23 protein-coding genes and 3 pseudogenes are annotated in these 24,855 nt (G+C 64.1%); 17 read left to right on the forward strand and 9 right to left on the reverse strand.

The annotated features are described in order from the left end of the window. The first annotated feature begins 227 nt into the window (after window positions 1-227). The 8 genes from bamA (at window position 228) to DFLDMN_RS02890 (ending at window position 8,263) form a co-directional block, all read left to right on the forward strand. Window positions 228-2,537 (forward strand): outer membrane protein assembly factor BamA, encoded by a 2,310-nt coding sequence (bamA, locus tag DFLDMN_RS02855; RefSeq protein WP_423197017.1) that lies wholly within the window; start codon window positions 228-230, stop codon window positions 2,535-2,537. A gap of 21 nt (window positions 2,538-2,558) precedes the next feature. Beyond that, window positions 2,559-3,095, forward strand: coding sequence for an OmpH family outer membrane protein (locus tag DFLDMN_RS02860; RefSeq protein WP_423197018.1), 537 nt, complete (start codon window positions 2,559-2,561; stop codon window positions 3,093-3,095). 45 nt (window positions 3,096-3,140) lie between these two features. Continuing rightward, window positions 3,141-4,244 carry a UDP-3-O-(3-hydroxymyristoyl)glucosamine N-acyltransferase gene (gene lpxD, locus DFLDMN_RS02865; RefSeq protein ID WP_423197019.1) on the forward strand — a complete coding sequence of 368 codons (1,104 nt, stop codon included), beginning with the start codon at window positions 3,141-3,143 and terminating at the stop codon, window positions 4,242-4,244. Next, complete coding sequence (fabZ, locus tag DFLDMN_RS02870; RefSeq protein ID WP_423197020.1) at window positions 4,241-4,693, forward strand: 3-hydroxyacyl-ACP dehydratase FabZ; 453 nt, start codon at window positions 4,241-4,243, stop codon at window positions 4,691-4,693. The genes lpxD and fabZ overlap by 4 nt, the downstream gene beginning before the upstream one ends. Window positions 4,694-4,778: 85 nt before the next feature. Continuing rightward, window positions 4,779-5,582 (forward strand): acyl-ACP--UDP-N-acetylglucosamine O-acyltransferase, encoded by an 804-nt coding sequence (lpxA, locus tag DFLDMN_RS02875; RefSeq protein ID WP_423197021.1) that lies wholly within the window; start codon window positions 4,779-4,781, stop codon window positions 5,580-5,582. Window positions 5,583-5,604: 22 nt separating this feature from the next. Next, on the forward strand, window positions 5,605-6,813 hold the full coding sequence (gene lpxB / locus DFLDMN_RS02880) for a lipid-A-disaccharide synthase (protein WP_423197022.1): 1,209 nt from the start codon (window positions 5,605-5,607) through the stop codon (window positions 6,811-6,813). After that, complete coding sequence (gene rnhB / locus DFLDMN_RS02885) at window positions 6,813-7,466, forward strand: ribonuclease HII (protein ID WP_423197023.1); 654 nt, start codon at window positions 6,813-6,815, stop codon at window positions 7,464-7,466. Before lpxB ends, rnhB begins: the two co-directional genes overlap by 1 nt. 8 nt (window positions 7,467-7,474) lie before the next feature. Then, window positions 7,475-8,263: a TrmH family RNA methyltransferase gene (locus tag DFLDMN_RS02890; protein ID WP_423197024.1), complete on the forward strand. Its 789-nt coding sequence runs from the start codon at window positions 7,475-7,477 to the stop codon at window positions 8,261-8,263. Between the two features lie 14 nt (window positions 8,264-8,277). Here DFLDMN_RS02890 and DFLDMN_RS02895 read toward each other — a convergent pair whose 3' ends face one another. Further along, window positions 8,278-8,400 carry a hypothetical protein gene (locus tag DFLDMN_RS02895; protein ID WP_423197025.1) on the reverse strand — a complete coding sequence of 41 codons (123 nt, stop codon included), beginning with the start codon at window positions 8,398-8,400 and terminating at the stop codon, window positions 8,278-8,280. 82 nt (window positions 8,401-8,482) lie between these two features. Beyond that, the gene (gene ppsR / locus DFLDMN_RS02900; protein WP_423197026.1) at window positions 8,483-9,454 is read right to left on the reverse strand and encodes a posphoenolpyruvate synthetase regulatory kinase/phosphorylase PpsR; all 972 of its coding nucleotides are present in this window, start codon (window positions 9,452-9,454) and stop codon (window positions 8,483-8,485) included. A gap of 323 nt (window positions 9,455-9,777) precedes the next feature. Here ppsR and ppsA point away from each other — a divergent pair, with 323 nt between their 5' ends. The 3 genes from ppsA to DFLDMN_RS02915 all read left to right on the forward strand — a co-directional run bounded on the left by ppsA (window position 9,778) and on the right by DFLDMN_RS02915 (window position 13,898). Further along, window positions 9,778-12,171, forward strand: coding sequence for a phosphoenolpyruvate synthase (gene ppsA / locus DFLDMN_RS02905; RefSeq protein WP_423197027.1), 2,394 nt, complete (start codon window positions 9,778-9,780; stop codon window positions 12,169-12,171). Between the two features lie 231 nt (window positions 12,172-12,402). Beyond that, a complete protein-coding gene (locus tag DFLDMN_RS02910) occupies window positions 12,403-12,831 on the forward strand; it encodes an NfeD family protein (protein ID WP_423198291.1) in 429 nt (142 codons plus the stop codon). A gap of 137 nt (window positions 12,832-12,968) precedes the next feature. Next, window positions 12,969-13,898, forward strand: coding sequence for an SPFH domain-containing protein (locus tag DFLDMN_RS02915; RefSeq protein ID WP_423197028.1), 930 nt, complete (start codon window positions 12,969-12,971; stop codon window positions 13,896-13,898). Window positions 13,899-14,015: 117 nt separating this feature from the next. Here DFLDMN_RS02915 and smpB read toward each other — a convergent pair whose 3' ends face one another. Then, window positions 14,016-14,468 (reverse strand): SsrA-binding protein SmpB, encoded by a 453-nt coding sequence (gene smpB, locus DFLDMN_RS02920; RefSeq protein ID WP_423197029.1) that lies wholly within the window; start codon window positions 14,466-14,468, stop codon window positions 14,016-14,018. 171 nt (window positions 14,469-14,639) lie between these two features. Between smpB and DFLDMN_RS02925 the strand changes: the two genes are divergently transcribed. Both DFLDMN_RS02925 and DFLDMN_RS02930 read left to right on the forward strand, forming a co-directional pair. Continuing rightward, window positions 14,640-15,077, forward strand: coding sequence for a type II toxin-antitoxin system RatA family toxin (locus DFLDMN_RS02925; RefSeq protein WP_423197030.1), 438 nt, complete (start codon window positions 14,640-14,642; stop codon window positions 15,075-15,077). After that, window positions 15,064-15,423, forward strand: a complete 360-nt coding sequence (locus DFLDMN_RS02930; protein WP_423197031.1) for an RnfH family protein — start codon at window positions 15,064-15,066, stop codon at window positions 15,421-15,423. Before DFLDMN_RS02925 ends, DFLDMN_RS02930 begins: the two co-directional genes overlap by 14 nt. A 106-nt stretch (window positions 15,424-15,529) precedes the next feature. Here the strand turns inward: DFLDMN_RS02930 and DFLDMN_RS02935 are convergent, their stop codons facing one another. Beyond that, window positions 15,530-16,090: a DUF4124 domain-containing protein gene (locus DFLDMN_RS02935; RefSeq protein WP_423197032.1), complete on the reverse strand. Its 561-nt coding sequence runs from the start codon at window positions 16,088-16,090 to the stop codon at window positions 15,530-15,532. A gap of 100 nt (window positions 16,091-16,190) precedes the next feature. Then, window positions 16,191-17,171: a DMT family transporter gene (locus DFLDMN_RS02940; protein ID WP_423197033.1), complete on the reverse strand. Its 981-nt coding sequence runs from the start codon at window positions 17,169-17,171 to the stop codon at window positions 16,191-16,193. Window positions 17,172-17,285: 114 nt separating this feature from the next. Here DFLDMN_RS02940 and guaB point away from each other — a divergent pair, with 114 nt between their 5' ends. The 4 genes and pseudogenes from guaB to DFLDMN_RS02960 form a co-directional block, all read left to right on the forward strand. Next, entirely contained in the window at window positions 17,286-18,749 is a 1,464-nt protein-coding gene (gene guaB / locus DFLDMN_RS02945) for an IMP dehydrogenase (protein ID WP_423197034.1), read from the forward strand. Window positions 18,750-18,857: 108 nt separating this feature from the next. After that, complete coding sequence (locus DFLDMN_RS02950) at window positions 18,858-19,502, forward strand: hypothetical protein (RefSeq protein WP_423197035.1); 645 nt, start codon at window positions 18,858-18,860, stop codon at window positions 19,500-19,502. Then, window positions 19,477-21,096, forward strand: a complete 1,620-nt coding sequence (gene guaA, locus DFLDMN_RS02955; RefSeq protein ID WP_423197036.1) for a glutamine-hydrolyzing GMP synthase — start codon at window positions 19,477-19,479, stop codon at window positions 21,094-21,096. Before DFLDMN_RS02950 ends, guaA begins: the two co-directional genes overlap by 26 nt. A 301-nt stretch (window positions 21,097-21,397) precedes the next feature. Then, a pseudogene (locus DFLDMN_RS02960) lies at window positions 21,398-21,782 on the forward strand (Arm DNA-binding domain-containing protein); the annotation flags it as partial. Window positions 21,783-21,842: 60 nt separating this feature from the next. Here DFLDMN_RS02960 and istB (DFLDMN_RS02965) read toward each other — a convergent pair. The 4 genes and pseudogenes from istB (DFLDMN_RS02965) to istA form a co-directional block, all read right to left on the reverse strand. Continuing rightward, complete coding sequence (gene istB / locus DFLDMN_RS02965; protein WP_144817098.1) at window positions 21,843-22,616, reverse strand: IS21-like element ISOcsp1 family helper ATPase IstB; 774 nt, start codon at window positions 22,614-22,616, stop codon at window positions 21,843-21,845. Then, window positions 22,613-22,942, reverse strand: a pseudogene (locus tag DFLDMN_RS02970) (IS21 family transposase); the annotation flags it as partial. The gene istB (DFLDMN_RS02965) and the pseudogene DFLDMN_RS02970, both read right to left, overlap by 4 nt. Before the next feature lie 98 nt (window positions 22,943-23,040). Then, a pseudogene (gene istB, locus DFLDMN_RS02975) lies at window positions 23,041-23,820 on the reverse strand (IS21-like element helper ATPase IstB). Further along, entirely contained in the window at window positions 23,817-24,830 is a 1,014-nt protein-coding gene (gene istA, locus DFLDMN_RS02980) for an IS21 family transposase (protein WP_423198292.1), read from the reverse strand. Before istA ends, istB (DFLDMN_RS02975) begins: the two are co-directional and overlap by 4 nt. Between the last annotated feature and the right edge of the window lie 25 nt (window positions 24,831-24,855).

The raw sequence follows: 24,855 nt of genomic DNA on the forward strand, positions 1-24,855 counted from the left end.
CAACAGCGTCATCAGGCGCGGCCTGGGCGGCATCGGTTGGCATTGCCGGGCGGATCGGAGCCAAATTCCTGCATCTGGTATTGCATCGCGCCGTGTTGCACCGCGTTGATCGTATTGCGTCGTATTGCGTCGTATTGCGTTGTATTGCACCGAGTCGCGACCGTATCGCACCGTATCGCATCGTATTGCATCGCATCAGATCGAATTGAAGAGAGAGGGGATCGACATTGATCAGAAATAAGCGCATCTCGCTGGGCGTGCTGACGAGTGCGATTATCGCGGCCTGGAGCCCGTCCGGGTGGGCCGCCGATCCGTTCGTAGTCAAGGACATTCGCGTGGAAGGCCTGCAGCGCGTCGAACCGGGCACCGTGTTCGGCTACCTTCCCGTCCGCGTCGGCGAAACCTTCACCGACGACAAGGGCGCCGACGCCATCCGCGCACTCTATAACACCGGGTTCTTCAAAGACGTACAGATCCGCGCCGAGGATGGCGTGCTGGTCGTGCAGGTGGAGGAACGGCCCGCGATCTCGCAACTGGAGTTCGTCGGCATCAAGGAATTCGACAAGGACACCCTGCGCCGCTCGCTGCGTGCCGTGGGCGTGGCCGAGGCGCGCTATTACGACAAGGCCCTGATCGACAAGGCAGAGCAGGAGCTCAAGCGCCAGTACGTCGCGCGCGGCTACTACGCGGCCGACGTGCAGACCACCGTGACGCCGGTGGACCGCAACCGCGTGTCGGTGGTGTTCAACGTCGACGAAGGTCCGGTCGCCAAGATCCGCCAGATCAATATCGTCGGCAACAAGGCGTTCAAGGAAAGCACGCTGCGCGACGAGATGCAGCTGTCCACGCCGAACTGGCTGTCCTGGTACACCAAGAACGACCTGTATTCCAAGCAGAAGCTCACGGCCGACCTGGAAGCCTTGCGTTCGTATTATCTGAATCGCGGTTATCTGGAATTCCAGATCGAATCGACGCAGGTTTCGATTACGCCGGACAAGAAAGACATCTACCTGACGCTGAATATCAAGGAAGGCGAACAGTACAAGGTGTCCGACATCCGCCTGGCCGGCGAACTGCTGGGCAAGCAGGAGGAAATGGAAAAACTGCTGAAGCTGAAGAAGGGCGATATTTTCTCGTCCGAGAAGCTGACTGCCAGTACCAAGGCCATTACCGATCTGCTCGGCACCTACGGTTATGCGTTCACCACCATCAATCCCCAGCCGAACATCGATCAGGCCAAGCGCGAAGTCGCGCTGACGCTGATGGTCGACCCGGGCCGCCGGGTCTACGTGCGCCGCGTCAACGTGGTGGGCAACAGCAAGACGCGCGACGAAGTCGTGCGCCGCGAGATGCGCCAGATGGAAAGCTCGTGGTTCGATAGCGAGAAGCTCACGCAGTCGCAGGCACGTATCAACCGGACCGGCTACTTCACCGACACCAACATCACCACCGAGGACGTGCCTGGCGCGCCCGACCAGGTCGATGTGAACGTGAACGTGACCGAGAAGCCAACCGGCCAGATCAGCCTGGGTCTCGGTTTCTCCTCGACCGACAAGCTCGTGCTGCAGGCCGGCCTGCGCCAGGACAACGTGTTTGGCTCGGGTACCAGTCTCGGCCTCGACGTGAACACCGCCAAGTCGTTCCGCACGATTTCGCTGACGCAGTACGACCCGTACTTCACGGTGGACGGCATCAGCCGCTCGACCGATATCTACTACCGTACCGCGCGTCCGCTGTATTACACCGGCGACCAGGACTACAAGATCGTGACCGCCGGCGGCGGCTTCAAGTTCGGCGTGCCGTTCTCCGAAGTCGACACGGTCTTCTTCGGTATCGGCTACGAGCGTACGCAGGTCTACACGTCGACCAACATCCCGACGCAGTACCAGGACTGGCTGCGCAAGGTGGGCAAGAACAGCGGCGATCCGATCAACAACTTCCCGTTCACGATCGGCTGGGCGCGCGACCGTCGCGACAGCGCGCTGATTCCGACCAAGGGTCCCTATACGCAGGCCAACCTGGAAGTCGGTGTGCCGGGCGGCGATACGCAGTACTACCGCGTCAGCCTGCAGCAGCAGTACTTCTACCCGCTCTCGAAGGCCTTCACGCTGGCCTTCAACGGCGAGGCCGCATACGGCCACGGCTACGGCGACACGCCGTTCCCGGTGTTCAAGTACTTCTACGCCGGCGGTATCGGCTCGGTGCGTGGCTACCAGACCAGCACGCTGGGTCCGAAGGACCAGAACGGCAACCCGGTGGGTGGTGCCTCCAAGCTGATCGGCAACGTCGAATTCGTGTTCCCGCTGCCGGGCTCGGGCGTGGACCGCACGCTGCGCCTGTTCACGTTCTTCGACTTCGGTAACGTGTATCAGGAAGGCCAGCCGATCAAGGTCAACGACCTCAAGTACTCGACGGGTTTCGGTATGTCGTGGCTGTCGCCGATCGGTCCGCTCAAGGTCAGCATGGGCTTCCCGCTGAAGAAGGATGACAACGATCGCGTACAGCGCTTCCAGTTCCAGATTGGTACCGCGTTCTGATTGCGACAAAGGATTCGTTTCATGAAACTCCATACCCCACTGATCAAATCCCTGAGCGCGGCCGCGCTGGCCGCTGCGGCCCTGTGCGCGGCGGCGCCGGCGATGGCTCAGGAGGCGCGCATCGCCGCGGTGAACTCTGAGCGCATCCTGCGCGATTCGCAGCCGGCCAAGGCCGCGCAGGTCAAGCTCGAGCAGGAATTCTCCAAGCGCGATCGCGAGCTCCAGGACATGGCGCAGAAGATCAAGGGCCTGGCCGACAAGCTCGACAAGGACACCGCCGTGCTGGCCGACGCCGATCGTCAGCGCCGCCAGCGTGAAGTGGCCGACCTCGACCGCGAATTCCAGCGCAAGCAGCGCGAGTTCCGCGAAGACCTCAACCAGCGTCGCAACGAGGAACTGGCGCAGGTGCTCGAGCGCGCCAACCGCGTGATCCGCCAGCTGGCGGAGCAGCGCAAGTACGACCTGATCGTGCAGGAAGCCGTGTACGTGAATCCGCGCATCGACATCACCGACGACGTGATGAAGGCGCTGAATGCGAGCAGCACGGGCGGCAAGTAAGCCGTCCGCCGCGCGACGAGCGCTCTTTTTTCAGGAAGTACCGCCATGCAGACACCCACACTGGGTCAGCTCGCCACCGAGAACGGCGCGCAGGTTGTGGGTGATCCCAACCTTGCCGTGGGTGGCCTGGCTCCCCTCGATCAGGCCGGTCCGTCCGATCTGTCGTTTCTTTCCAATCCGTTGTACCTGGCGCAGGCCGTGGCCTCCGGAGCCGGGGCGATCATCGTGTCGAACGCCGACCTTGAGCGCATCCGTGCCGAGGGGCATGCCGACGGGCGCAACTGGCTCGTGGCGCGCAATCCGTATGTGTGTTTTGCGCGTATCGCCCAGCGCTTCGACCGTGCCAATGCGGATACCCGCACCGGTATCGATGCGCGTGCCAGCGTGGCGCCGGATGCCGTGGTGCCGGCCTCGTGCTTTATCGGCCCCAACGTGGTGATCGAGGCGGGTGCGCGGCTGGGCGAGCGCGTGCGCATTGTCGGCAACAGTTTTGTCGGTGCGCACGCCGAGATCGGCGATGACACGCTGGTGTACGCCAATGTCTCGATCTATCACCATTGCGTGGTGGGCGCGCGCAATATCCTCCACAGTGGCGTGGTGATCGGTGCCGACGGCTTTGGTTTTGCGCCGGATATCGGCCCGGCCGGCGTAAGCTACGTGAAGATTCCGCAGACGGGGCGGGCGGTGCTCGGCGACGACGTGGAGGTCGGCGCCAATACCGCGATCGACCGCGGTGCGATGGCGGACACGGTCATCGAGGAGGGCTGCAAGCTCGACAACCAGGTCCAGATCGCGCATAACGTGCGGGTCGGCGCGCATACCGTGATCGCGGGCTGTGCCGCGATTGCCGGCAGTACACGGGTCGGCAGGTTCTGCGTGATTGGCGGCTCCGCCAATTTCGCCGGGCATCTGACCATCGCCGACCGGACCACGGTATCCGGCGGCACCTCGATCACCAAATCGATCCGGCAACCCGGCGGCCATTTCACCAGTGTGTTTCCGTTCCTGCCGCATGGCGAATGGGAGCGCAACGCCGCCATCGTGCGCGGGCTCGCCAAGCTGCGCGAACGGGTGATCCAGTTGGAGCGGCGCCTGCGCGGATCATCCGCGAGGCCCACCCCCTCACAAGACGAAGAGAAAACATCATGACCGCATCCGACATCGACATTCGCAAGATCCTGAAGCTGCTGCCGCATCGGTATCCGATCCTGCTGGTCGACCGCGTGCTGGAGTTCGAACCGCAAAAGCGGATCAAGACGCTGAAGAACGTCACCATCAACGAGCCGTATTTCATGGGGCATTTTCCGGAACAACCGGTAATGCCCGGTGTCATGATTCTGGAAGCGCTGGCGCAATCGGCCGGCCTGCTGACGTTTGGTGCCGACATGGAGCGCCAGGCGGGCTCTCTGTACTACTTCGTCGGCATCGACGGTGCGCGTTTCAAGCGCGTGGTCTACCCGGGCGATCAGCTGCACCTGAACGTGACCGTCGAGCGCTACATTCGTGGCATCTGGAAGTTCAAGTGCAACGCCACCGTGGACGGCGACATCGCCTGCGAGGCCGAACTCATGTGCACGGTCAAGCAGGCCGACGCCTGACGCCGGCGTTCGCCGCCCCGACAGGGGCTGAGGCTTACCGCATCCAGACCACAGACTCCAGACCACAGACCACAGGACAGGACGTATGACGCAAATCCATCCCACCGCACTGGTCGACCCGAAGGCAGAACTTGGCGCCGACGTGAGCGTCGGCCCGTTTTCCATCATTGGTCCGAATGTGCGGATCGGCAGCGGCACCCGGATCGGCTCGCATACCACCGTCGAAGGCCACACCACGCTGGGCGAGGGCAACCGCATCGGACCCTATGCCTCGATCGGTGGCACGCCGCAGGACATGAAGTACGCCAACGAGCCGACCCGGCTCGAGATCGGCAATCGCAACACGATCCGCGAGTTCACCACGATCCATACCGGGACCGTGCAGGACCGCGGCCTGACCCGTATCGGCGACGATAACTGGATCATGGCCTACGTGCATATCGCGCACGACTGCGACGTGGGCAACCACACGGTGTTCTCCAGCAACGCGCAGATTGCCGGCCACGTCCATGTGGGCGACTGGGCGATTCTCGGCGGCATGAGCGGCGTGCACCAGTTCGTGCGCATCGGCGCGCATGCCATGCTCGGCGGTGCGTCGGCGCTGGTGCAGGATGTGCCGCCGTTCGTGATCGCGGCGAGCGACAAGAACGGCAACAAGGCGACGCCCCACGGCATCAACGTGGAAGGCCTGCGCCGCCGCGGCTTCGATGCAGGACAGATCGCGGTGCTGCGCCAGGCGTACAAGCTGCTCTACAAGTCGGACCTGGGCTTCGACGATGCGCGCAACGACATCAACGCGTTGCTGAGCCAGTCGGATGCGGCGACCGGCGCGCCGCTGCGCGCGTTCGTCGAGTTCCTGGCGACGACGCAGCGCGGTATTGTCCGCTGACGCCCGCCGGACGCCGCCAACCATGGTCGATGCCGCTGTGCGGATGGACATGCCCGCCGAAACCGTAACGCAGACAGGCAAGCGAGGCACCATCGCGATGGTTGCCGGCGAAGCGTCCGGCGACCTGCTGGCCTCGATGCTGCTGGAAGGGCTGCGTGCGCGGCTTGGCGAGACGGTCGACTATGCCGGGATTGGCGGCCATCGCATGCAGGCGCAGGGCTTTGTCTCGCACTGGCCGATGGAGACGCTGTCGGTCAATGGCTATGTGGAGGTGCTGGGCTCGCTGCGCGAGATCCTGGCCACGCGCCGCGCGATACGCGAGAAGCTGCTGGGCCATCCACCGTTGTGTTTCATTGGCGTGGATGCGCCGGATTTCAATTTCGGGCTCGAAGTGCCGCTGCGGCGCGCCGGCATACCGGTGGTGCACTTTGTCAGCCCGTCGATCTGGGCCTGGCGCGGCGGGCGTATCCGTACCATCGCGCGCGCGGTCGACCATATCCTCTGCCTGTTTCCGTTCGAGCCGGAAATCTACGCACGTGCAGGCATTCCGGCCACGTATGTCGGCCATCCGCTGGCCGATGTGATTCCAATGGTGCCGGATGTGGCGGGCGCGCGCGACAAGCTCGGGCTGCCCGCGGGCAAGCGCGTGGTGGCCGTGCTGCCGGGCAGCCGCCAGTCGGAGGTGCGGCATCTGGGGGCGACGTTCTTTGGCGCAATGTCCCGCATGCATCGCATGGACGGCAATCTCGCCTTCGTCCTTCCGGTGGCGAGCGCGCCGCTGCGAGCGATTATCGAGACCCTGCACGGGCAGTATCCCGAACTCGATCTGACCATCGTCGACGGGCAATCGCACCTGGCGATGGAAGCGGCCGACGTGGTGCTGCTCGCCAGCGGCACCGCCACGCTGGAGGCGGCCCTGTACAAGAAGCCGATGGTGATTTCGTACAAGGTGCCCTGGCTGACCGCGCAGATCATGAAGCGGCAAGGCTACCTGCCGTACGTCGGTCTCCCCAATATCCTGTCGGGGCGTTTTGTCGTGCCCGAGCTGCTGCAGGACGACGCTACGCCTGAGGCGCTTGCGCGCGAAACGCTGCTGCAGTTGAATGACGAAGGCAACATCGCCTTCCTGCGCGAACACTTCACCACCATGCACGAGACCTTGAAGCGCAATACCGCCGACATCGCCGCCGGGGTCGTGGTGGAGCTCATGCATAGCCGGGGAGTGCGCTGATGCCCCGCCCGAAAGCGCCATCGCCGCAACTGGGCCTCGAACTGACGCAGACCGTCGCCGTGGTGCAGCGCTTGTGCGGCGTCGATGAAGCCGGACGCGGGCCCCTGGCCGGCCCCGTCTATGCGGCGGCCGTGATCCTCGATCCGTCGCGGCAGATCCGCGGCCTGGCCGACTCCAAGATCCTGACCGCCGAGCGGCGCGAGGTGCTGTTCGAGCGTATATGCGAGCGTGCCCTGGGCTGGCATATCGCCTCCGCCACCGTGGCGGAGATCGATTCGCTGAACATTCTGTGGGCCTCGATGCTGGCGATGAAACGCGCGGTGCAGGGGCTGGCGGAAAAGGGCGTGATTCCCGATCTCGTGCAGGTTGACGGTAATCGTTGCCCCGAAGTGGCCTTTCCGGTCGAGGCCGTGGTGGGCGGCGATGCCAAGGTGCGGGCGATTTCCGCGGCGTCGATCCTGGCCAAGGTGGCGCGCGACCGCGAACTGCACGCGCTGCACCAGGAGTTTCCGCAGTACGGCTTCGACAGCCACGTCGGCTATCCCACGCCGCAGCATCTGGCGGCGCTTGAGCAGTTCGGCGCCACGCCGCATCATCGTCGTTCGTTTGCGCCGGTCCGACTGGTGCTCGAACGCGAAACCCCGCCTTTCTGAGTCTGGCCTTGAAGCACGTTACCTCGCGCGACAATGCGCTGTTCAAGCACCTCAAGGCGCTGATCGGATCCACGCATCAGCGCCGCAAGGCCGGCCAGTCGGTGCTCGACGGCGTGCATCTGGCGCAGGCCTACGTGACAGCCCTGGGCCAGCCGGTGAACTGCGTGGTGAGCGAGCGCCACTACGATCATGCGGAAGTGCGTCCGTTGCTGGAGCAGGTGGACACCGAGCGCCTGGTGGTGCTGGCCGATGCGTTGTTCGCGCAGATCGCCACCGTGGCCAATGGGATCGATCTGCTGTTTGTCATCGATACGCCGCCGGGGCATCTGCCGCAGGTGATCGACACCGATTGCGTGATACTCGATGGCGTGCAGGACGCCGGCAATGTGGGCTCGATCCTGCGCAGCGCCGCCGCTGCCGGCGTACCCCATGCGTTCCTGACCACGGGCTGTGCGTTCGCCTGGTCGGTCAAGACGTTGCGGGCCGGCATGGGTGCCAACTTCCACCTCAATATCGTCGAACACTGCACGCTCGACATGCTGGTCTCGCGCCTGCGCGTGCCGCTGCTGGCGACGTCCTCGCACGCGGATGCCACGGTGTTCGATACCGATCTGCGTGCACCGGTGGGGTGGGTCGTCGGCAATGAAGGCGCGGGTGTCAGCACCGAGTGGATGCAACGTGTGTCGCGCACGGTCGGTATTCCGCAACCGGGTGGGCTGGAGTCCCTGAACGTGGCCGCCGCAACCGCCGTCTGCCTGTTCGAGGCCGTGCGGCAGCGTCGCGGCGGTCGTCCCTAAGGCAGCTTGCTGCGTCAGCGCTGGCGACCGGCGCCGGCCGTACCTGCGACGCTTGCGTGCTGGTCCGGACGGTTGTCCACCTTGTCGAGACGCGCGTCGATCCGGTCGAGCCGCCAGCCTGCATGCGTGAAGGACATGGTATTCATTCTTCAATGGATGTTACCGGTCCATCGTGGCACGCTCCCCCGCGTCCGAACAGGAGACGATTCTCAAGCTTTTTTAGTAGTTATCGCGGTCCACCTTGATTTCCTGCAGGATGGTCGTGGCGATTTCCTCGATCGACTTGTGCGTCGACGATAGCCATTTGATGCCTTCGCGGCGCATCATCGCCTCGGCCTCATTGACCTCGTAGCGGCAGTTCTCGATCGCTGCGTACTTGCTGCCCGGGCGGCGCTCGTTGCGGATCTCGGTCAGGCGCTGCGGGTCGATCGACAGGCCGAAGATCTTGCCCTTGAACGCATAGAGCGCCGACGGCAGGCGGCCGCGCTCGAAGTCGTCGGGAATCAGCGGGTAGTTGGCGGCCTTGAGGCCGTATTGCATGGCCAGGTACAGGCTGGTTGGCGTCTTGCCGCTGCGCGACACGCCCACCAGGATGACGTCGGCCTCCTCGAGGTTCTTGTGGGACTGCCCGTCGTCATGCGCGAGCGAAAAATTGATGGCCTCGATGCGGTTCTTGTAGGCTTCGGTATCGGCGTTCTGGTGGAAGCGTCCGATCGCGTGGGTGGACTTGAGGCCCAGTTCCTTCTCGAGCGGCTCGATAAAGGTCTGGAACATGTCCAGGATCATCGCCTTGGCCCGGCGCAGCGCCTTGTTGGACTCGGCGTTGACCAGCGTGGTGAAGACGATCGGCGGCACGCCCTCGTTGTAGAAGGCCTCGTTGATCTTGCCTACGGCGACATGCGCCTTCTCGGGAGTGTCCACAAACGGCATGCGCACCTTGCGGAAACGCATTTCGAACTGCGCCAGGATCGAATGACTGAACGTTTCGGCCGTGATGCCGGTCCCATCGGAGACGATAAAGACCGTACGGACGGCAGGGCGATCGACGGGGGCTTCAGCTACGGGCGCCGGGATCGGCACGGCTGGCGGCGCGGCTGGTGGCACGGGCGGAACCGGCTGCGAGGTGGACTGGTGCGCTGGTGGCGGGGCATCAGGCGTGTCAGGTGCTTCTGGCGCTTCCGGGTGGGACATGTCTGATCAATTATTTGAAGCCGCCGTTTCGCGAAAGTGCGGTGCGGCACGGTAGAATAGCGGCGATCTTTTGGCTAAGCAATTGCGCAGTCACAGGCGGGACAACGATTGACAGCCCGATTGTCGACAATGTGCACCGCAGCATCGGCTGCGTCGAATGGGCGGAGTGCGCTAAGTGGGCGGTGCGCGGAGTGCGCTGAATCCGCTGAATCCGCTGAATCCGCTGATTGCGTCGAATGCTTAGCCAAACGATCGACCCGGGGCAGAACTCCAACAACATACCGGGTGGCGAGAAAGATTTCTTACTTTGTTTTGAGGCTTTCATGACCAACCAGGCCAATCCGGCAATTGACGGCGCATATGTGCTGCCGTTCGAGCAACTGCGCATGCACGACGTGGAAATCGTCGGCGGCAAGAACTCCTCGCTTGGCGAGATGATCTCCCAGCTGGCGCAAGCCGGCGTGCGTGTTCCTGGCGGTTTCGCCACCACCTCGCTGGCGTTCCGCGACTTCCTCGCGCACAACGACCTGACCACCCGCATCTCCGAGCGCCTCAAGGCGCTCGACGTCGATGACGTCAAGGCACTGGCCGAGGCCGGCGCCGAGATCCGCGGCTGGGTGGCCAGCGCCCCGTTCCAGCCGCGCCTGGAACAGGAAATCCGCGACCACTACGCCCGTGTCTCGGCGCGCGAAGGCGCCGAGGCATCGTTCGCCGTGCGCTCGTCGGCCACCGCCGAGGATCTGCCCGACGCATCGTTCGCCGGCCAGCAGGAGTCGTACCTCAACGTCAGCGGCATCGACGACGTGCTCGACAAGATCAAGCACGTGTTTGCCTCGCTCTACAACGACCGCGCCATTTCGTACCGCGTGCACAAGGGCTTCGCCCATGACGTGGTGGCGCTGTCGGCGGGCGTCCAGCGCATGGTGCGCTCGGACCTGAGCGCCTCGGGCGTGATGTTCACGATCGACACCGAGTCGGGCTTCCCGGACGTGGTGTTCATCACCTCGAGCTACGGCCTCGGCGAGACCGTGGTGCAGGGCGCCGTGAACCCGGACGAGTTCTACGTCTTCAAGCCGACGCTGCAGGCCGGCAAGTACCCCATCATCCGCCGCTCGATCGGCTCGAAGCTGATCAAGATGGAATTCACCGCGCCTGGCGAAGCCGGCCGCGTGAAGACCGTCGACGTGCCGCCCGAACTGCGCAACCGCTACTCGATCAACGACGACGACGTGTCGGAGCTGGCGCGCTACGCGATGATCATCGAGAAGCACTACGGTCGTCCGATGGACATCGAGTGGGGCAAGGACGGCAAGGACGGCAAGATCTACATCCTGCAGGCGCGTCCGGAAACGGTGAAGAGCCAGGCCGGCAACAAGGTGGAACAGCGCTTCCGCCTCAAGGGCACCGCGCCCGTGCTGACCAGCGGCCGTGCCATCGGCCAGAAGATCGGTACCGGTCCGGTACGCGTGATCAACGATCCGTCCGAGATGGAGCGCGTGCAGCCGGGCGACGTGCTGGTGGCCGACATGACCGACCCGAACTGGGAGCCGGTGATGAAGCGTGCCTCGGCCATCGTGACCAACCGTGGCGGCCGTACCTGCCACGCGGCCATCATCGCGCGCGAACTCGGCGTGCCGGCCGTGGTGGGCTGTGGCGATGCCACCGACGTGCTGAAGGACGGCACACTGGTGACGGTGTCGTGCGCCGAGGGCGACGAGGGCCGCATCTATGACGGCCTGCTCGAGACCGAGGTCACCGAGGTGCAACGTGGCGACATGCCCGAGATCGAGACCAAGATCATGATGAACGTGGGCAATCCCCAGCTCGCGTTCGACTTTGCGCAGATCCCGAACCACGGTGTGGGCCTGGCCCGCCTCGAGTTCATCATCAACAACAACATCGGCGTTCATCCGAAGGCGATCCTCGACTATCCGCAGGTCGATGCCGACCTCAAGAAGGCCGTGGAATCGGTGGCCCGTGGCCACGCCAGCCCGCGCGCGTTCTACGTGGACAAGCTGGCCGAGGGCATTGCCACGATCGGCGCGGCGTTCTATCCGAAGCCCGTGATCGTGCGCCTGTCGGACTTCAAGTCGAACGAGTACAAGAAGCTGATCGGCGGCTCGCGCTACGAGCCGGACGAGGAAAACCCGATGCTGGGCTTCCGCGGCGCGTCGCGTTACATCGCCGACGACTTTGCCGAGGCGTTCGAGATGGAATGCAAGGCCATGAAGCGCGTGCGCGACGAGATGGGCCTGACCAACGTCGAGATCATGGTGCCGTTCGTGCGGACGCTGGGCCAGGCGGCCAAGGTAGTCGAGCTGCTGGCCAAGCACGGCCTCAAGCGCGGCGAGAACGGCCTGCGCATCATCATGATGTGCGAGGTGCCGTCCAATGCGATCCTGGCCGAGGAATTCCTGCAGTACTTCGACGGTTTCTCGATTGGCTCCAACGACCTGACGCAGCTGACGCTGGGCCTGGACCGCGACTCCGGCATGGAGCTGCTGGCCAAGGATTTCGACGAGCGCGATCCGGCGGTGCAGTTCATGCTGTCCCGTGCCATTTCCACGGCGCTGCGCCTGGACAAGTACGTCGGCATCTGCGGCCAAGGTCCTTCCGACCATCCGGACTTTGCGGCCTGGCTGGCCAAGGAAGGGATCAAGTCGATTTCGCTGAACCCGGACTCCGTGATCCAGACGTGGCGCCAACTGGCGTCCTGATCGGGATCTGATGGCGCTGCGAGGCATTTGGCGTCACAATAGCAACGACCGAAATCGAGACGGCGCCCGGCCTGGCCGGCGCGCCGCGTAGCACCGGCCCTGCGGCAGGTGTTTCCACTGCCCCCGCAGACGCCGCCGGCGTCCCGGGGGTTTTTTGTGGGCGAAAGGTTTTGGGGGACCCGATAACGATGATCGGGGGGATGGCGCAGGGTCTTGCAAGGGGTATCGGCCATGGAGGCGTATTACCTGTGGTTCGCGGCCGCGGTGGTGCTGGTGGTCGCGGAGCTCGCAACGGGGACGTTTTATCTGCTGATGGTGGCGCTGGGCATGGCCGTCGGCGGCATCGCCGCGCTGCTTGCGGTCGGCGCGGGCGCGCAGGCGGTTATTGCAGCCGCCGTTGGCGCGGCGGCGGTCGTGGTGCTGCGCCGCTCGCGCTATGGCGTGACGCAGCGCAAGCGCAATGCGGCCACCGATCCCGACGTCAACCTCGACATCGGGCAGGAAGTCGACGTGCCGGGCTGGGACGACCATCGCCGCGCACGTGTGCCTTACCGGGGTGCCGACTGGACCGTGGAGCTGGCACCCGACAACGCGCCCGCACCGGGCCGTTTCCGCATCGTTGCGGTCCGTGGCAGCACGCTGATCGTGGCGCCGCTCTGAGCGCGCACCCTGGGCCGCGACACCGTCCGTAGTGGCGTGTCCCGCGGCGCTGATCTGGTGCGTAACTGATTTCCCGCGTAGCTGATGTCCTGCATGGCTGATTCCCTGCGTGGCTGTTTTTCCTGACGGAGACCTACATGTATTCCTTTTCCCTGGGCCTGCTTCCGCTGATCGTACTGGTGGGCGCGATCGTGCTGATCGCCAAATGCATCAAGATCGTGCCGCAGCAGCATGCATGGGTGCTCGAACGACTGGGCCGGTATCACGCCACGCTCACGCCGGGGCTGACCATCGTGGTCCCGTTTATCGACCGCGTGGCCTACAAGCACAGCCTCAAGGAAATTCCGCTCGATGTGCCGAGCCAGGTCTGCATTACCAAGGACAACACGCAATTGCAGGTCGACGGCGTGCTGTACTTCCAGGTCACCGACCCGATGAAGGCCTCGTACGGGTCGAGCAACTTCGTGGTGGCGATCACGCAGTTGTCGCAGACCACGCTGCGCTCGGTGATCGGCAAGCTGGAACTCGACAAGACCTTCGAGGAGCGCGATTTCATCAACCATAGCGTGGTGAATGCGCTCGACGAGGCGGCCGCGAACTGGGGCGTGAAGGTGCTGCGCTACGAGATCAAGGATCTGACGCCGCCCAAGGAAATCCTGCACGCAATGCAGGCGCAGATTACCGCCGAGCGCGAGAAGCGCGCGCTGATCGCGGCGTCCGAAGGCAAGCGTCAGGAGCAGATCAACCTGGCATCCGGCGCGCGCGAGGCCGCCATCCAGAAGTCGGAGGGCGAGAAGCAGGCGGCCATCAATACCGCGCAGGGCGAGGCGGCCGCCATTCTCGCGGTGGCCGAGGCCAATGCGGCGGCGATCGAAAAGATCGGTCGCGCCATCCGCACGGAAGGCGGCACCGAGGCCGTCAACCTCAAGGTGGCGGAAGAATATGTGGCGGCGTTCGGCAACCTCGCCAAGCAGGGCAATACGCTGATCGTGCCGGGCAACCTCGGCGAGATGGGCAGCATGATCGCGTCCGCATTGCAGATCGCCAGGGGCCAGAAAGTGCTCTGACGCCGCGCCGCGGCCGGGGGGGGTGGTGGGCGGGGTGTAAGGGTGAGCGGGGCGTAAGGGTGAGCGGGGTGTAAGGGCGGGCGAGACCGGGCGGGGCGAGGGCGGGTGTGGCGGGCGTTATTCCTTGCCGCCGCCCTTGATCAGGCGCGCCTTCTCGCGCTGCCAGTCGCGGTTCTTCTCGGTCTCGCGCTTGTCGAACTGCTTCTTGCCCTTGGCGAGGCCGATCTCGCATTTGACGCGGCCACGCGTGTAATGCAGGTTCAGTGGGACGAGCGTATAGCCGCGTTGCTCCACCTTGCCGATCAGCTTCTTGATCTCGTCGGCCTTGAGCAGCAGCTTGCGGGTACGGACCGGATCGGGCGTGACGTGGGTCGAGGCGCTCTGCAACGGGCTGATATGGGCGCCGATCAGGAACATCTCGGCGTTGCGCACGACCACATAGCCTTCCTTGATCTGGACGCGGCCCGCGCGGATCGCCTTGACTTCCCAGCCTTCCAGCACGATGCCGGCTTCGTATCGTTCTTCGATGAAGTAGTCGAAAAAGGCTTTCTTGTTGTCCGCGATGGTCATGCGATGTGGTGTGTCCGGTGGCGTGTGCCGAGCGGTGATCAGTGGATGGAAAACCGGCCGCAGGCGGCGAGGATGCCGCAAATCCGCGTGTCGGCTAAAATTCGGATTCTAGCAAACCAGACAGGCGCCGGCCCAGCCCCCCAGCCCAGTCGCGCCCCCCGAATCGCATACATGGCAGACGTCCACAAATCCGTCCTGCTCGGGTACTCCGCCGAACAGATGTACGACCTGGTCACGCGTGTCGAGGACTATCCCAAGTTCCTGCCATGGTGCGGCGGGGTGGAAGTTTTCGAACAGACCGAGACCCTGCTCGATGCCAAGATCTTTATCCACTTCAACGGCATCAAGCAGTACTTCCGTACGCGCAATACGCAGGAACGTCCCACGCGTATCGATATGACGTTCGCCGACGGACCTTTCAAGACCTTCAATGGCTCGTGGCGCTTTATTCCGTTGCGGGCCGATGCCTGCAAGATCGAGTTCCACCTGCACTACGAGTTCTCGAGCATCATCCTCGAGAAGATCATCGGCCCGGTCTTCAGCATGATCGCCAACACATTTGTCGATGCCTTCGTCAAGCGTGCGGAGGTGGTCTATGCCAGCGCCTGAGGCCGGCGCGATGGTCCGACTGTCGGTCTGCTATGCGCGGCCGGAGCGCGTGTTTCTGCAGGAAATCGAGGTGCCGGCCGGCACCACCATCATCGGCGCGGTGCAGGCGAGCGGCTTGGTGCAGGCGTGTCCCGAGGTCGACCCGAATACGATGCGCGTGGGCATTTTCGGCAAGCTCAAGACGCTCGATACGGTAGTGCGGGTGGGGGATCGCGTCGAGATCTACCGCGCGCTTACCGCAGATCCCAAGCAGGCCCGGCGCAAACGCGTGCAGAAGACCCGGGAGTCTGGTACGCGCGAAGGCCAGAAATGGCTGCGCGGCAAGGCTGGCGCCGACCAGGCCTAGGGGGGAGCGCCACCCTCGGGGATCATCCTCAGGCCCCGCGCTCAGGCACTATCCTCAGGCACCACCCTCAGGCACCACACTCAGGCACGACCCTCAGGCACCACACTCAGGCGCCACACTCCTGCGCCATGGTGGCATTGATGCGTGCCAACGCGGCGGCGCGTTCGGCGTCGTCGAGCACCTGGCGTGCGCCATCGGGTCCGATGGTGGCAATACGTTGCCCTTGCGACAACCCGGTCGCGTAGTTGCTCAGCTCCTGGCAGCGCGCCGTGCGCTGCGCCAGCTTCGCTTCCTTGGCGGCTTCGTCGGCCTCCTGCTTCAGGCGGGCCGCACGGCGCTTCTCGAACCCTTCCTTCTGGGCTTCCAGCGTGGTCTGCTGCCGCGTCGCGGCGCCCGGCTTGCCGGCATTGCCGTCCGCCCTGGCTTCGACATTGGTGCCCCCCTTGGACTCATCCGCCCGGGCCTCGGCTTCCGTCGGCACATAGGCGCCGGCCATGCGGCCCGGCGCGGCGATGATGTTGCGGTTCGGCACACTGGGCGGCGGCGGCGTGTCGCTGAATACCCGGCGTCCGGCTTCGTCACGCCATTGCCATTGCGACAATGCGGTGCCGGGGAGGGCGGCGATGCAGGCGGCGGCAAGCAGGTACAGCGCGGACGAGCGTGTCATGGCGAAAGCGTCTGGACAGGTTTGCGGTTTGCGCGGCGGTACGGCAGGGCGCGGATGGAAATCCTGGCGGGTCGAGTGACCCGCGCGGCATGCCGGTAGTCTACGCAGACTTGTCGGCGGCGTGCAAGCGCACCGACCAGGCCACGCCGACCATCAGCAATGCAATGGCGGCAACTTCCAGCGGCCGCGGCCAGCGATGATCGAAGCCAAACCCGTATGCCAGCGCGAAGAGCGTCTCGAAGACGATCATCTGGCCGGACAGCGTGAGCGGCAGGCGCCGCGCCGCGATATTCCACAGGTTGTTGCCAATAAGCGACGCCCCGATGGCAACCGCCGCGTTGACGGTCCAGAACCACTGCCAGTCGCGGCTCGCGACGGCGCTCGCCGTGGTGCCTGCGGACGGCCATGCCCAGGACGCCAGCCAGCCCAGCAGCGCAAGCACGGCCGCTACCGCGCCGGTCGACAGGCCATAGAGAGCCGACCACTCGTTGCCGCTGAAATGCGGATTGCGTTGCAGGTGGCGGGCGTTGTCCACCGCGTAGAGCGTCCAGCAGATCAGCGCCCCGGCGGCGCACAGCACGCCGGCAACCTTCTGCCAGACCGGGCGCGCCAGTTCGATCGCCGCGGTACCATGCGCGCCCGCGCTGCCGCCCCCACCGAACAGGTCGAGGTTGATGCAGGCAATGCCGGCCACCACGACCAGCAGCGGCCGGGCCAGACGCGACAGCGGCACCGCCCCATGGTCGCGCCGGCCCATCACCGTCACCGTAATCGGCAGGATGCCGACGATCAGCGAGGTCGGTCCCACGCCGGCCAGCTGCACGCCGAACGCGAGCAGCACGTAGTAGAGCAGGTTGCCCGTGATGGCCTGGCGCAGCAGCGCAACGCAATCCGTGCGGGTGAGCTTGCGCAGGATGCGCCGGAGCATCGGCAGCGTGGCGACGAAGGCCACCACGCCATACGCGAGATAGCGTCCGATCGCCAGTTCCCACGGCGAGAAGGCCGGCAACAGCTTGGGGGCGATGAACACCATGCCCCAGAGCGCGCCCGCCAGCAGGCCGCACAGTACGCCAACTCCCATGGTCTGCCATGATCGAATTTACAAGGGAGGGCGAGCTTAACAAACGGATTGTGGGAAAGCATCAGCAAATCCTGCATTCCTGTATAATCTGCTTTTGCGCCTAGAGGATTCGCTATGCGTCTTGTCCAGAAAGCACTCACGTTCGATGATGTGCTGCTCGTCCCGGCCTATTCGGCCGTCCTTCCCCGGGATGTTTCCCTCCGCACCCGCCTGACCCGCTCCATCGAGTTGAACATTCCGCTGGTGTCCGCCGCCATGGATACCGTGACGGAGTCGCGCCTCGCCATTTCCATGGCACAGGCGGGCGGTATCGGCATTGTCCACAAGAACCTCAAGCCGGCCGACCAGGCGCGCGAAGTGGCGCGCGTCAAGCGTTACGAATCGGGCGTGCTGCGTGATCCCATCACCATTTCGCCGGACATGAAGGTGCGCGATGTGATCGCGCTGTCGCAGCAGCACGGCATTTCGGGCTTCCCGGTGCTGGAAGGCAAGACCGTCGTCGGCATCATCACCAACCGTGACCTCCGCTTCGAGGAAGACCTGGAAGCGCCCGTGCGCGCCAAGATGACGCCGCGCGAAAAGCTGGTGACCGTGGCCGAAGGCGCGCCGCTGGAAGAAGCCAAGCGGTTGATGAACCGGCACCGTCTGGAGCGTGTGCTGGTGGTCAACACCGCGTTCGAGCTGCGCGGCCTGATTACCGTCAAGGACATCCAGAAGGCGGTGGAGAATCCGCTGGCGAGCAAGGACGACCATGGCCAGCTGCGCGTTGGCGCGGCGGTGGGCGTGGGCCCGGACAACGACGAGCGCGTGGACCTGCTGGTCAAGGCCGGCGTCGACGTGATCGTGGTGGACACCGCGCATGGTCACAGCCAGGGCGTGCTCGACCGCGTGCGCTGGGTCAAGCAGAACTACCCGCAGGTGCAGGTGGTCGGCGGCAATATCGCCACCGGCGCCGCCGCGCGTGCGCTGGTCGAGCACGGCGCCGATGGCGTCAAGGTCGGCATTGGCCCCGGCTCGATCTGCACCACGCGGATCGTGGCAGGCGTGGGCGTGCCGCAGATTACCGCCGTGACCAATGTGGCCGAGGCGCTCAAGGGTACCGGCGTGCCGCTGATCGCCGATGGTGGCGTGCGCTATTCGGGCGACGTGGCCAAGGCGCTCGCCGCCGGTGCGCATACCGTCATGATGGGCGGCATGTTCTCCGGTACCGAGGAGGCCCCGGGCGAAGTGTTCCTGTATCAGGGCCGCTCGTTCAAGAGCTATCGTGGCATGGGTTCGGTCGGCGCGATGAAGGACGGCGCCGCGGACCGCTACTTCCAGGAAGACAATACCGCCAACGTCGACAAGCTGGTGCCGGAAGGCATTGAAGGCCGCGTGCCGTACAAGGGCTCGGTCACGACGATCATTCATCAGCTGACCGGCGGCGTGCGTGCCTCGATGGGCTACTGCGGTAGCAGCTCCATCGAGAAATGGCACGAGACCGCGGAGTTCGTGCAGATCACGGCGGCCGGCATGCGCGAGTCGCATGTGCACGATGTGCAGATCACGAAGGAAGCGCCGAACTACCATATCGACTGATTTGCGCGATATGGCCCGCCCCATCGAGGGCGCCCGCAAGGGCATGACGGCCGCGCACCCTCGCCGAAGCTGGCGAGCGTGCGCGGCCGTCCTGTAATAGGAGCGCCAATGAAGGTATTGCTACGAGCGGTCTTGTTTCTCGATGCCGTGCTCGACCTGCTGCTCGGCATCCTGCTACTGATGTCGCCGGTCACGACGCTGTATGCGGCGCTGCAGTTGCCGCAACCGCAGCCCGCGCTGTACGGCCAGATGCTTGGCGTCGGCATGCTCGGTCTGGCCTGGCTGCTGACGCAGGCCACCATCAACGGTCAGTTGACGGTGGCGGTGGCGCGTACGGTCGGCCAGGTCAACCTGGTGAGCGCCATCCTGATCGTGGTTTGGACGCTGTTCCTCGATCTGCCGGTGCAGGGCGCGGGCAAGATCTGGCTGCTCGCGCTGGCCGGGGTGCTGGCCTTTTTTGCCGCGGTACAGATTCCGGCGGCCAAGCGCGTGCGCCGGCGCGAACGCGAACAGGAACTGGCGATGCGCGAGACCGCAAGGAAAGACCCCCGCGATAGCGGGCGCGATGTCCGCGGCGTGGATCGCTACGATACAGAACCGGGCGCCGCGCGCCCGACCCCATCCCCCGAATACCGGCGCGAGCCGGTCATCACGCCGCCGCCGGGCTATGGTCCCGGCACCGAGGTGATGCCCGAGCCCGCGACGGACGAACTGCCACCCGCTCATCATGCACGACAAAATCCTCATTCTTGATTTCGGCTCGCAGGTAACGCAGCTGATCGCCCGCCGCGTCCGCGAGGCCCACGTCTACTGTGAGATCCATCCGAACGATGTGTCCGACGAGTTCGTGCGGCAGTTCGCGCCCAAGGGCGTCATCCTGTCGGGCAGCCACGCCAGCACGTACGAAGACCACCAGCTGCGCGCGCCGCAGGCGGTGTGGGACCTGGGCGTACCGGTGTTCGGTATCTGCTACGGCATGCAGACGATGGCGGTGCAACTGGGCGGCAAGGTCGAATGGAGCGACCACCGCGAATTCGGCTACGCCGAGGTACGCGCGCATGGTCATACCAACCTGCTGAAGGACATCCAGGACTTTGCCACGCCGGAAGGCCACGGCATGCTCAAGGTCTGGATGAGCCATGGCGACAAGGTGGCCGAACTGCCGCCGGGCTTCAAGCTGATGGCGTCGACGCCGAGTTGCCCGATCGCCGGCATGGCCGACGAAGCGCGCGGCTACTACGCGGTGCAGTTCCACCCGGAAGTCACGCACACCGTGCGCGGCCGCGACATGCTCGAGCGTTTTGTGCTCGGCATCGCCGGGGCCAAGCCGGACTGGGTCATGCGCGACCATATCGAGGAAGCCGTGGCCAAGATCCGCGCGCAGGTGGGCGACGAGGAGGTGATCCTCGGCCTGTCCGGCGGCGTGGATTCCTCCGTGGCTGCCGCGCTGATCCATCGCGCCATCGGCGATCAGCTGACCTGCGTGTTCGTCGACCACGGCCTGCTGCGCCTGGACGAAGGCAAGATGGTGATGGACATGTTTGCCGGTCGCCTGCATGCGAAGGTCGTGCATATCGATGCGTCGGACCAGTTCCTCGGCCACCTGGCCGGCGTGACCGACCCCGAGCAGAAGCGCAAGATCATCGGCCGCGAATTTGTGGAAGTGTTCCAGGCCGAGGCGAAGAAGCTCAGCAATGCCAAGTGGCTGGCGCAGGGCACCATCTATCCGGACGTGGTGGAGTCCGGCGGTACCAAGACCAAGAAGCAGACCACCATCAAGAGCCACCACAACGTGGGCGGGCTGCCGGAAACGCTGGGCCTGAAGCTGCTGGAACCGCTGCGCGACCTGTTCAAGGACGAAGTGCGCGAACTCGGCGTGGAGCTGGGCCTGCCGCCGGAGATGGTCTACCGCCACCCGTTCCCGGGCCCCGGTCTGGGCGTGCGGATTCTCGGCGAGGTCAAGCGCGACTACGCCGAGCTGCTGCGCCGCGCCGATGCGATCTTTATCGAGGAACTGCGCAAGACTATCGCCACGGAACAGGATGCCGCTGCGGGCCTGTGCGAGCCGCATCAGGTAGGCAAGACCTGGTACGACCTGACCAGCCAGGCCTTCGCGGTGTTCCTGCCGGTGAAGTCGGTCGGCGTCATGGGCGATGGTCGCACCTACGACTACGTGGTGGCCCTGCGCGCGGTGCAGACCACCGACTTCATGACCGCACACTGGGCGCACCTGCCGTACTCGCTGCTGGGCCGTTGCTCGAACCGCATTATCAACGAGGTGCGCGGGTTGAACCGGGTGGTGTACGACGTGTCGGGGAAACCGCCTGCGACGATCGAGTGGGAGTGAAATCAGGTCCTTCGGGGACTATCGCGGGCTATCGAAAAAATGTCGTAACGTGTTGATTTAAAAGAAGATACGTCACGGCGACTATCGGTAGCTATCGCCGGCCAGCAGAACAGGTTGGCGGTGGAACTGGCGGTAAGAACCGAGGGCCGGATTAAGACCGTCCCGTTCACTATCCAGACCAAACCGGTCTTTGACGGTAAAGGTCTCCTCGGGAAAGCTTGTTTTATGCGGCTTTCCCGGCATCAGCAGGTCTCCTGGCCCCTGACGGTAAAAGCCGTCACAAAACAGGAGAAAAACCTCGATGCTTACCGACACAGCACTGCGCAATCTCAAGCCTAAGTCCAAGATTTATAAGGCTTCAGACCGCGATGGGATGTACGTAACGGTATCGCCTACCGGTACCGTCACCTTCCGCTACGACTACCGTCTCAACGGACGCCGCGAAACTCTCACCATTGGCCGCTATGGACCTGCCGGTATTTCGCTGGCCCTGGCCCGTGAAAAGCTGATCGACGCCAAAAAGGCCGTCGCTCAGGGCAAGTCTCCCGCGCTTGAGATCCAGCGCGAGAAGCGCCGCCTGACCGCCGCCAAGACATTCGACGAGATGACCGGGAAGTGGCTGGCGGGCGCCTGGATGGCCGACAGTACCAAGGCGATGCGCAAGAGCATCGTCGATCGGTGTCAAGCGCAGCCCAAATCTGAGCCACTTCGCGCGCCCGCGCGCAAAGTAAATGTGAACCAGTTGATTAGTTCTTCGTGGCGGGCACGTGGCCGGCCTTGCGTTGCTGTTTCAGCCGATAACTATCTCCTTTGATTTGGACGATGTGCGCGTGATGCAGTATCCGGTCCAACATTGCCGCAGTCAGCGTGGTATTGCCGCCGAAGGTCTGATCCCATTGGGTGAAGGGAAGATTGCTGGTGAGGATCATGGAGCCGCGTTCATATCGCTTGGCGACGATCTGGAAGAAGTGGCTGGCTTGGTCGCCGGACAGGGGTAAGTAGCCGATCTCGTCAACGATTAGCAGGCGTGGGCCGAGGATGTTGTGTCGCAGGACGGCGTCGTATCGCTCCTGACGCCTGGCGGCCTCGAGTTGCAGCATGAGGTCGGCGGCGGTGATGAACTTGGTCTTGATCCCGGCTTGTGTGGCGGCGTATCCGATGGCAATCGCCAGATGAGTCTTGCCGACGCCGGAGGGACCAAGCAACACGGCGTTCTGACTGCGTTCGATGAACCGCAGCGTCGCCAGTTCGTCGATCAACTTCCGAGGCGCTCCCACAGCAAAGCCGTAGTCGTACTCGTCCAGCGTCTTGACCGCTGGGAACCCGGCCATGCGAACCAGCGTCTGGCGTGAGCGGACTTGGCGGGTATCACGCTCATGTTCCAGCACGTGCTCCAGATAGTCCATGAAGCTCCAGTCCTTGTTCACCGCGTCACTGGCCATTGCGCGGTATGCCTGCATCAAGCCCTCGAGCTTGAGCGTCTGGCAATGGGCATCAATTCGCTCCTGTTGCAGGTTCACGCTCGTACCTCAGTCAAAAGTTGCTGATAGACCGACAGGGGGTGTTGCAGCGTGGCGTCCAGCGACGGAGCAGCTTGTGTGACCTTCATGAGCTGGGAGGGCTGGGAGGGCTGGGAGAATGCTGGCAGCTCACGCAAGAACGCGCGCTCTCGCTGAGTGAACAACTCCGCTGGCGCGTATCCGGTTACCGGATGCACACGCTGGTTCGCCACGTCGCGCAGCCACTTGCCGACTTCGGCGTTAGCTGTATCGACGTCCAGCACCAGGCCCGATTGCTTCAACCAACTGGTCAACGGCACGTAGAAGTTGCCACGCAGGTACCGATTGTCAACGCCGATCTAAATCTGACCCACTTTGGCTGAGATCGCCGAAGTAAATCTGACCCACCCAGGCCACTGGCCGCACCATAGTGCGACCCCGTTTATTAAGTCAGCGGGGCTCTCCTGGTCGTTTGACCCGCCTTGCGCTTGTCCTTGAGACGGAAGCTCTCGCCCATGATCTGAACGATGTGCGCATGATGCAGCAGGCGATCAAGCATGGCAGCGGTCAGGGTCTGATCGTCGGCGAACGCACCTGACCATTGCGTGAATGGCAGATTGCTCGTCAGGACCATCGATCCGCGCTCGTAGCGCTTTGCCACTACGTTGAAGAACAGATTGGCCTCATCACGCCCGAATGGCAGGTAACCGATCTCGTCGATCACCAACAGCTTTGGCCCCAGCACCGCTCGGTTGAAGTACTCTCGTAGCCGGCCCTGAGCCTTGGCTGCTGCCAACTGCATCATCAGATCGGCCGCGGAGATGAACCGTGCCTTGTGTCCCGCCATCACCGCGCGCTGACACAGGGCCAGTGCAATGTGTGTCTTGCCCACGCCACTGGGGCCTAAGAGCACGACGTTCTCCGCACGCTCGACAAACGTCAGATGGCCCAACTCCATAATTTGGGCTTTGGGTGCTCCCGCGGCCTGCGTCTAGTCGAACTGCTCCAGCGTCTTGATGGCGGGCATCGTTGCCAGCCGACTCAGCGTGGTGCGCTTGCGCTCCTCGCGTGCCTGCACTTCGCCGGTGAGCACGGCTTCAAGGAAGTCGGCGAAACTCTTCTCCTGCCGCGCTGCATCCTGCGCCAGCGCTGCCCAGTCACTGGCGAGACGTGCCAACTTGAGCTGGTCGCACAGCGCGACGATACGGTCATGTTGCAAGCTCATCGGGCCAACTCCAGCAATGCGTCGTACACCGCCAACGGGTGCTGCAAGCTCTCCACCGGCACGGCCACGCGCTGACGTTCTGGCGGAACGGCCTTGAGAGCTGGCGCCGCAAGCATGACCGCTCGTTCCTGCTCCAGCATCACGGCGGGCACCGCCTTGGTGGTGGCGTGGATGCGGGCGTTCGCGACTTCGTCGAGCCAGCGGCGGACGTGCACATTGGCCAGGTTCGCATCCAGACGAAGTCCGCTGGCTTCCACCGTTGCCGCCAGTGGTACCACGAAGCTGCCCTTGAGGTAAGCGTTGAAGCGCTCCACCTTGCCCTTGGTCTTGGCGCGATAAGGCCGACACAGCCTCGGCGTGAAGCCGCAGGCTTCGGCCAACTCTAGCAAGTCGCTGTTCCATCGGTGCAGGCCTTCGCCGTATGCATCGCGCTCAATGACCACTGCCTTGGTGTTGTCGAACAACACGTGCTCGGGCACGCCACCGAAGTAGTCGAAGGCTTCGCGCAAGCCTGTGCAGAGCGTGCCAGCATCCTCGCCGGACGCGGCGACGAACTTTACGAAGCTCGCTCGGCTGTAGCCCATCGTGGCAACGAACGCCAGCAGAGCGTCACGGCCACGGCGGACATAGGTGAAGTCGGCCTGCATCTGCTTGCCTGGCGCCGTCTCGAACCGGACCAAGGGTTCGGGCTCGCTCGTCTTGAATGGCGCTACCCATGCCTTGAGCTGGCTGATTCCGCCGGTATATCCGCGCTCGCGAATCTCACGCAGCAGCACGGTTGCCGGAATCCATCGGGGGCGAGCCTGCTCGATCCGCTCCTGCAGGTACCCCTTGTACTCGTCGAGCTTACAGGCACGGGGCTCACGTGGTCCATATCGTTGTGCCCCGTCGTCTCGAAGGTACCGGCGTACCGTGTTGCGAGAGCACTCCAATTGCTTGGCGATCGCTCTGACGCTCTCGCCCCTTCGGGCCAATACTCGTATCTCCACTGCTTGCTCCTGAGTCAGCATTGGCAGCCCTGAAAAAGCTGCCATC

The sequence above is a fragment of the Cupriavidus sp. H19C3 genome, from assembly GCF_049393815.1.
In the GTDB taxonomy this organism is placed as follows: domain Bacteria; phylum Pseudomonadota; class Gammaproteobacteria; order Burkholderiales; family Burkholderiaceae; genus Cupriavidus.

Bases quoted from the DNA above. Each gene is read 5' to 3' on its own strand.
- DFLDMN_RS02860 (WP_423197018.1), top strand. From the start codon at position 2,559: ATGAAACTCCATACCCCACTGATCAAATCCCTGAGCGCGGCCGCGCTG.
- lpxD (WP_423197019.1), top strand. From the start codon at position 3,141: ATGCAGACACCCACACTGGGTCAGCTCGCCACCGAGAACGGCGCGCAG.
- fabZ (WP_423197020.1), top strand. From the start codon at position 4,241: ATGACCGCATCCGACATCGACATTCGCAAGATCCTGAAGCTGCTGCCG.
- lpxA (WP_423197021.1), top strand. From the start codon at position 4,779: ATGACGCAAATCCATCCCACCGCACTGGTCGACCCGAAGGCAGAACTT.
- lpxB (WP_423197022.1), top strand. From the start codon at position 5,605: ATGGTCGATGCCGCTGTGCGGATGGACATGCCCGCCGAAACCGTAACG.
- rnhB (WP_423197023.1), top strand. From the start codon at position 6,813: ATGCCCCGCCCGAAAGCGCCATCGCCGCAACTGGGCCTCGAACTGACG.
- DFLDMN_RS02895 (WP_423197025.1), bottom strand. From the start codon at position 8,400: ATGTCCTTCACGCATGCAGGCTGGCGGCTCGACCGGATCGACGCGCGT.
- ppsR (WP_423197026.1), bottom strand. From the start codon at position 9,454: ATGTCCCACCCGGAAGCGCCAGAAGCACCTGACACGCCTGATGCCCCG.
- ppsA (WP_423197027.1), top strand. From the start codon at position 9,778: ATGACCAACCAGGCCAATCCGGCAATTGACGGCGCATATGTGCTGCCG.
- DFLDMN_RS02910 (WP_423198291.1), top strand. From the start codon at position 12,403: ATGGAGGCGTATTACCTGTGGTTCGCGGCCGCGGTGGTGCTGGTGGTC.
- DFLDMN_RS02915 (WP_423197028.1), top strand. From the start codon at position 12,969: ATGTATTCCTTTTCCCTGGGCCTGCTTCCGCTGATCGTACTGGTGGGC.
- smpB (WP_423197029.1), bottom strand. From the start codon at position 14,468: ATGACCATCGCGGACAACAAGAAAGCCTTTTTCGACTACTTCATCGAA.
- DFLDMN_RS02925 (WP_423197030.1), top strand. From the start codon at position 14,640: ATGGCAGACGTCCACAAATCCGTCCTGCTCGGGTACTCCGCCGAACAG.
- DFLDMN_RS02930 (WP_423197031.1), top strand. From the start codon at position 15,064: ATGCCAGCGCCTGAGGCCGGCGCGATGGTCCGACTGTCGGTCTGCTAT.
- DFLDMN_RS02935 (WP_423197032.1), bottom strand. From the start codon at position 16,090: ATGACACGCTCGTCCGCGCTGTACCTGCTTGCCGCCGCCTGCATCGCC.
- DFLDMN_RS02940 (WP_423197033.1), bottom strand. From the start codon at position 17,171: ATGGGAGTTGGCGTACTGTGCGGCCTGCTGGCGGGCGCGCTCTGGGGC.
- guaB (WP_423197034.1), top strand. From the start codon at position 17,286: ATGCGTCTTGTCCAGAAAGCACTCACGTTCGATGATGTGCTGCTCGTC.
- DFLDMN_RS02950 (WP_423197035.1), top strand. From the start codon at position 18,858: ATGAAGGTATTGCTACGAGCGGTCTTGTTTCTCGATGCCGTGCTCGAC.
- guaA (WP_423197036.1), top strand. From the start codon at position 19,477: ATGCACGACAAAATCCTCATTCTTGATTTCGGCTCGCAGGTAACGCAG.
- istA (WP_423198292.1), bottom strand. From the start codon at position 24,830: ATGCTGACTCAGGAGCAAGCAGTGGAGATACGAGTATTGGCCCGAAGG.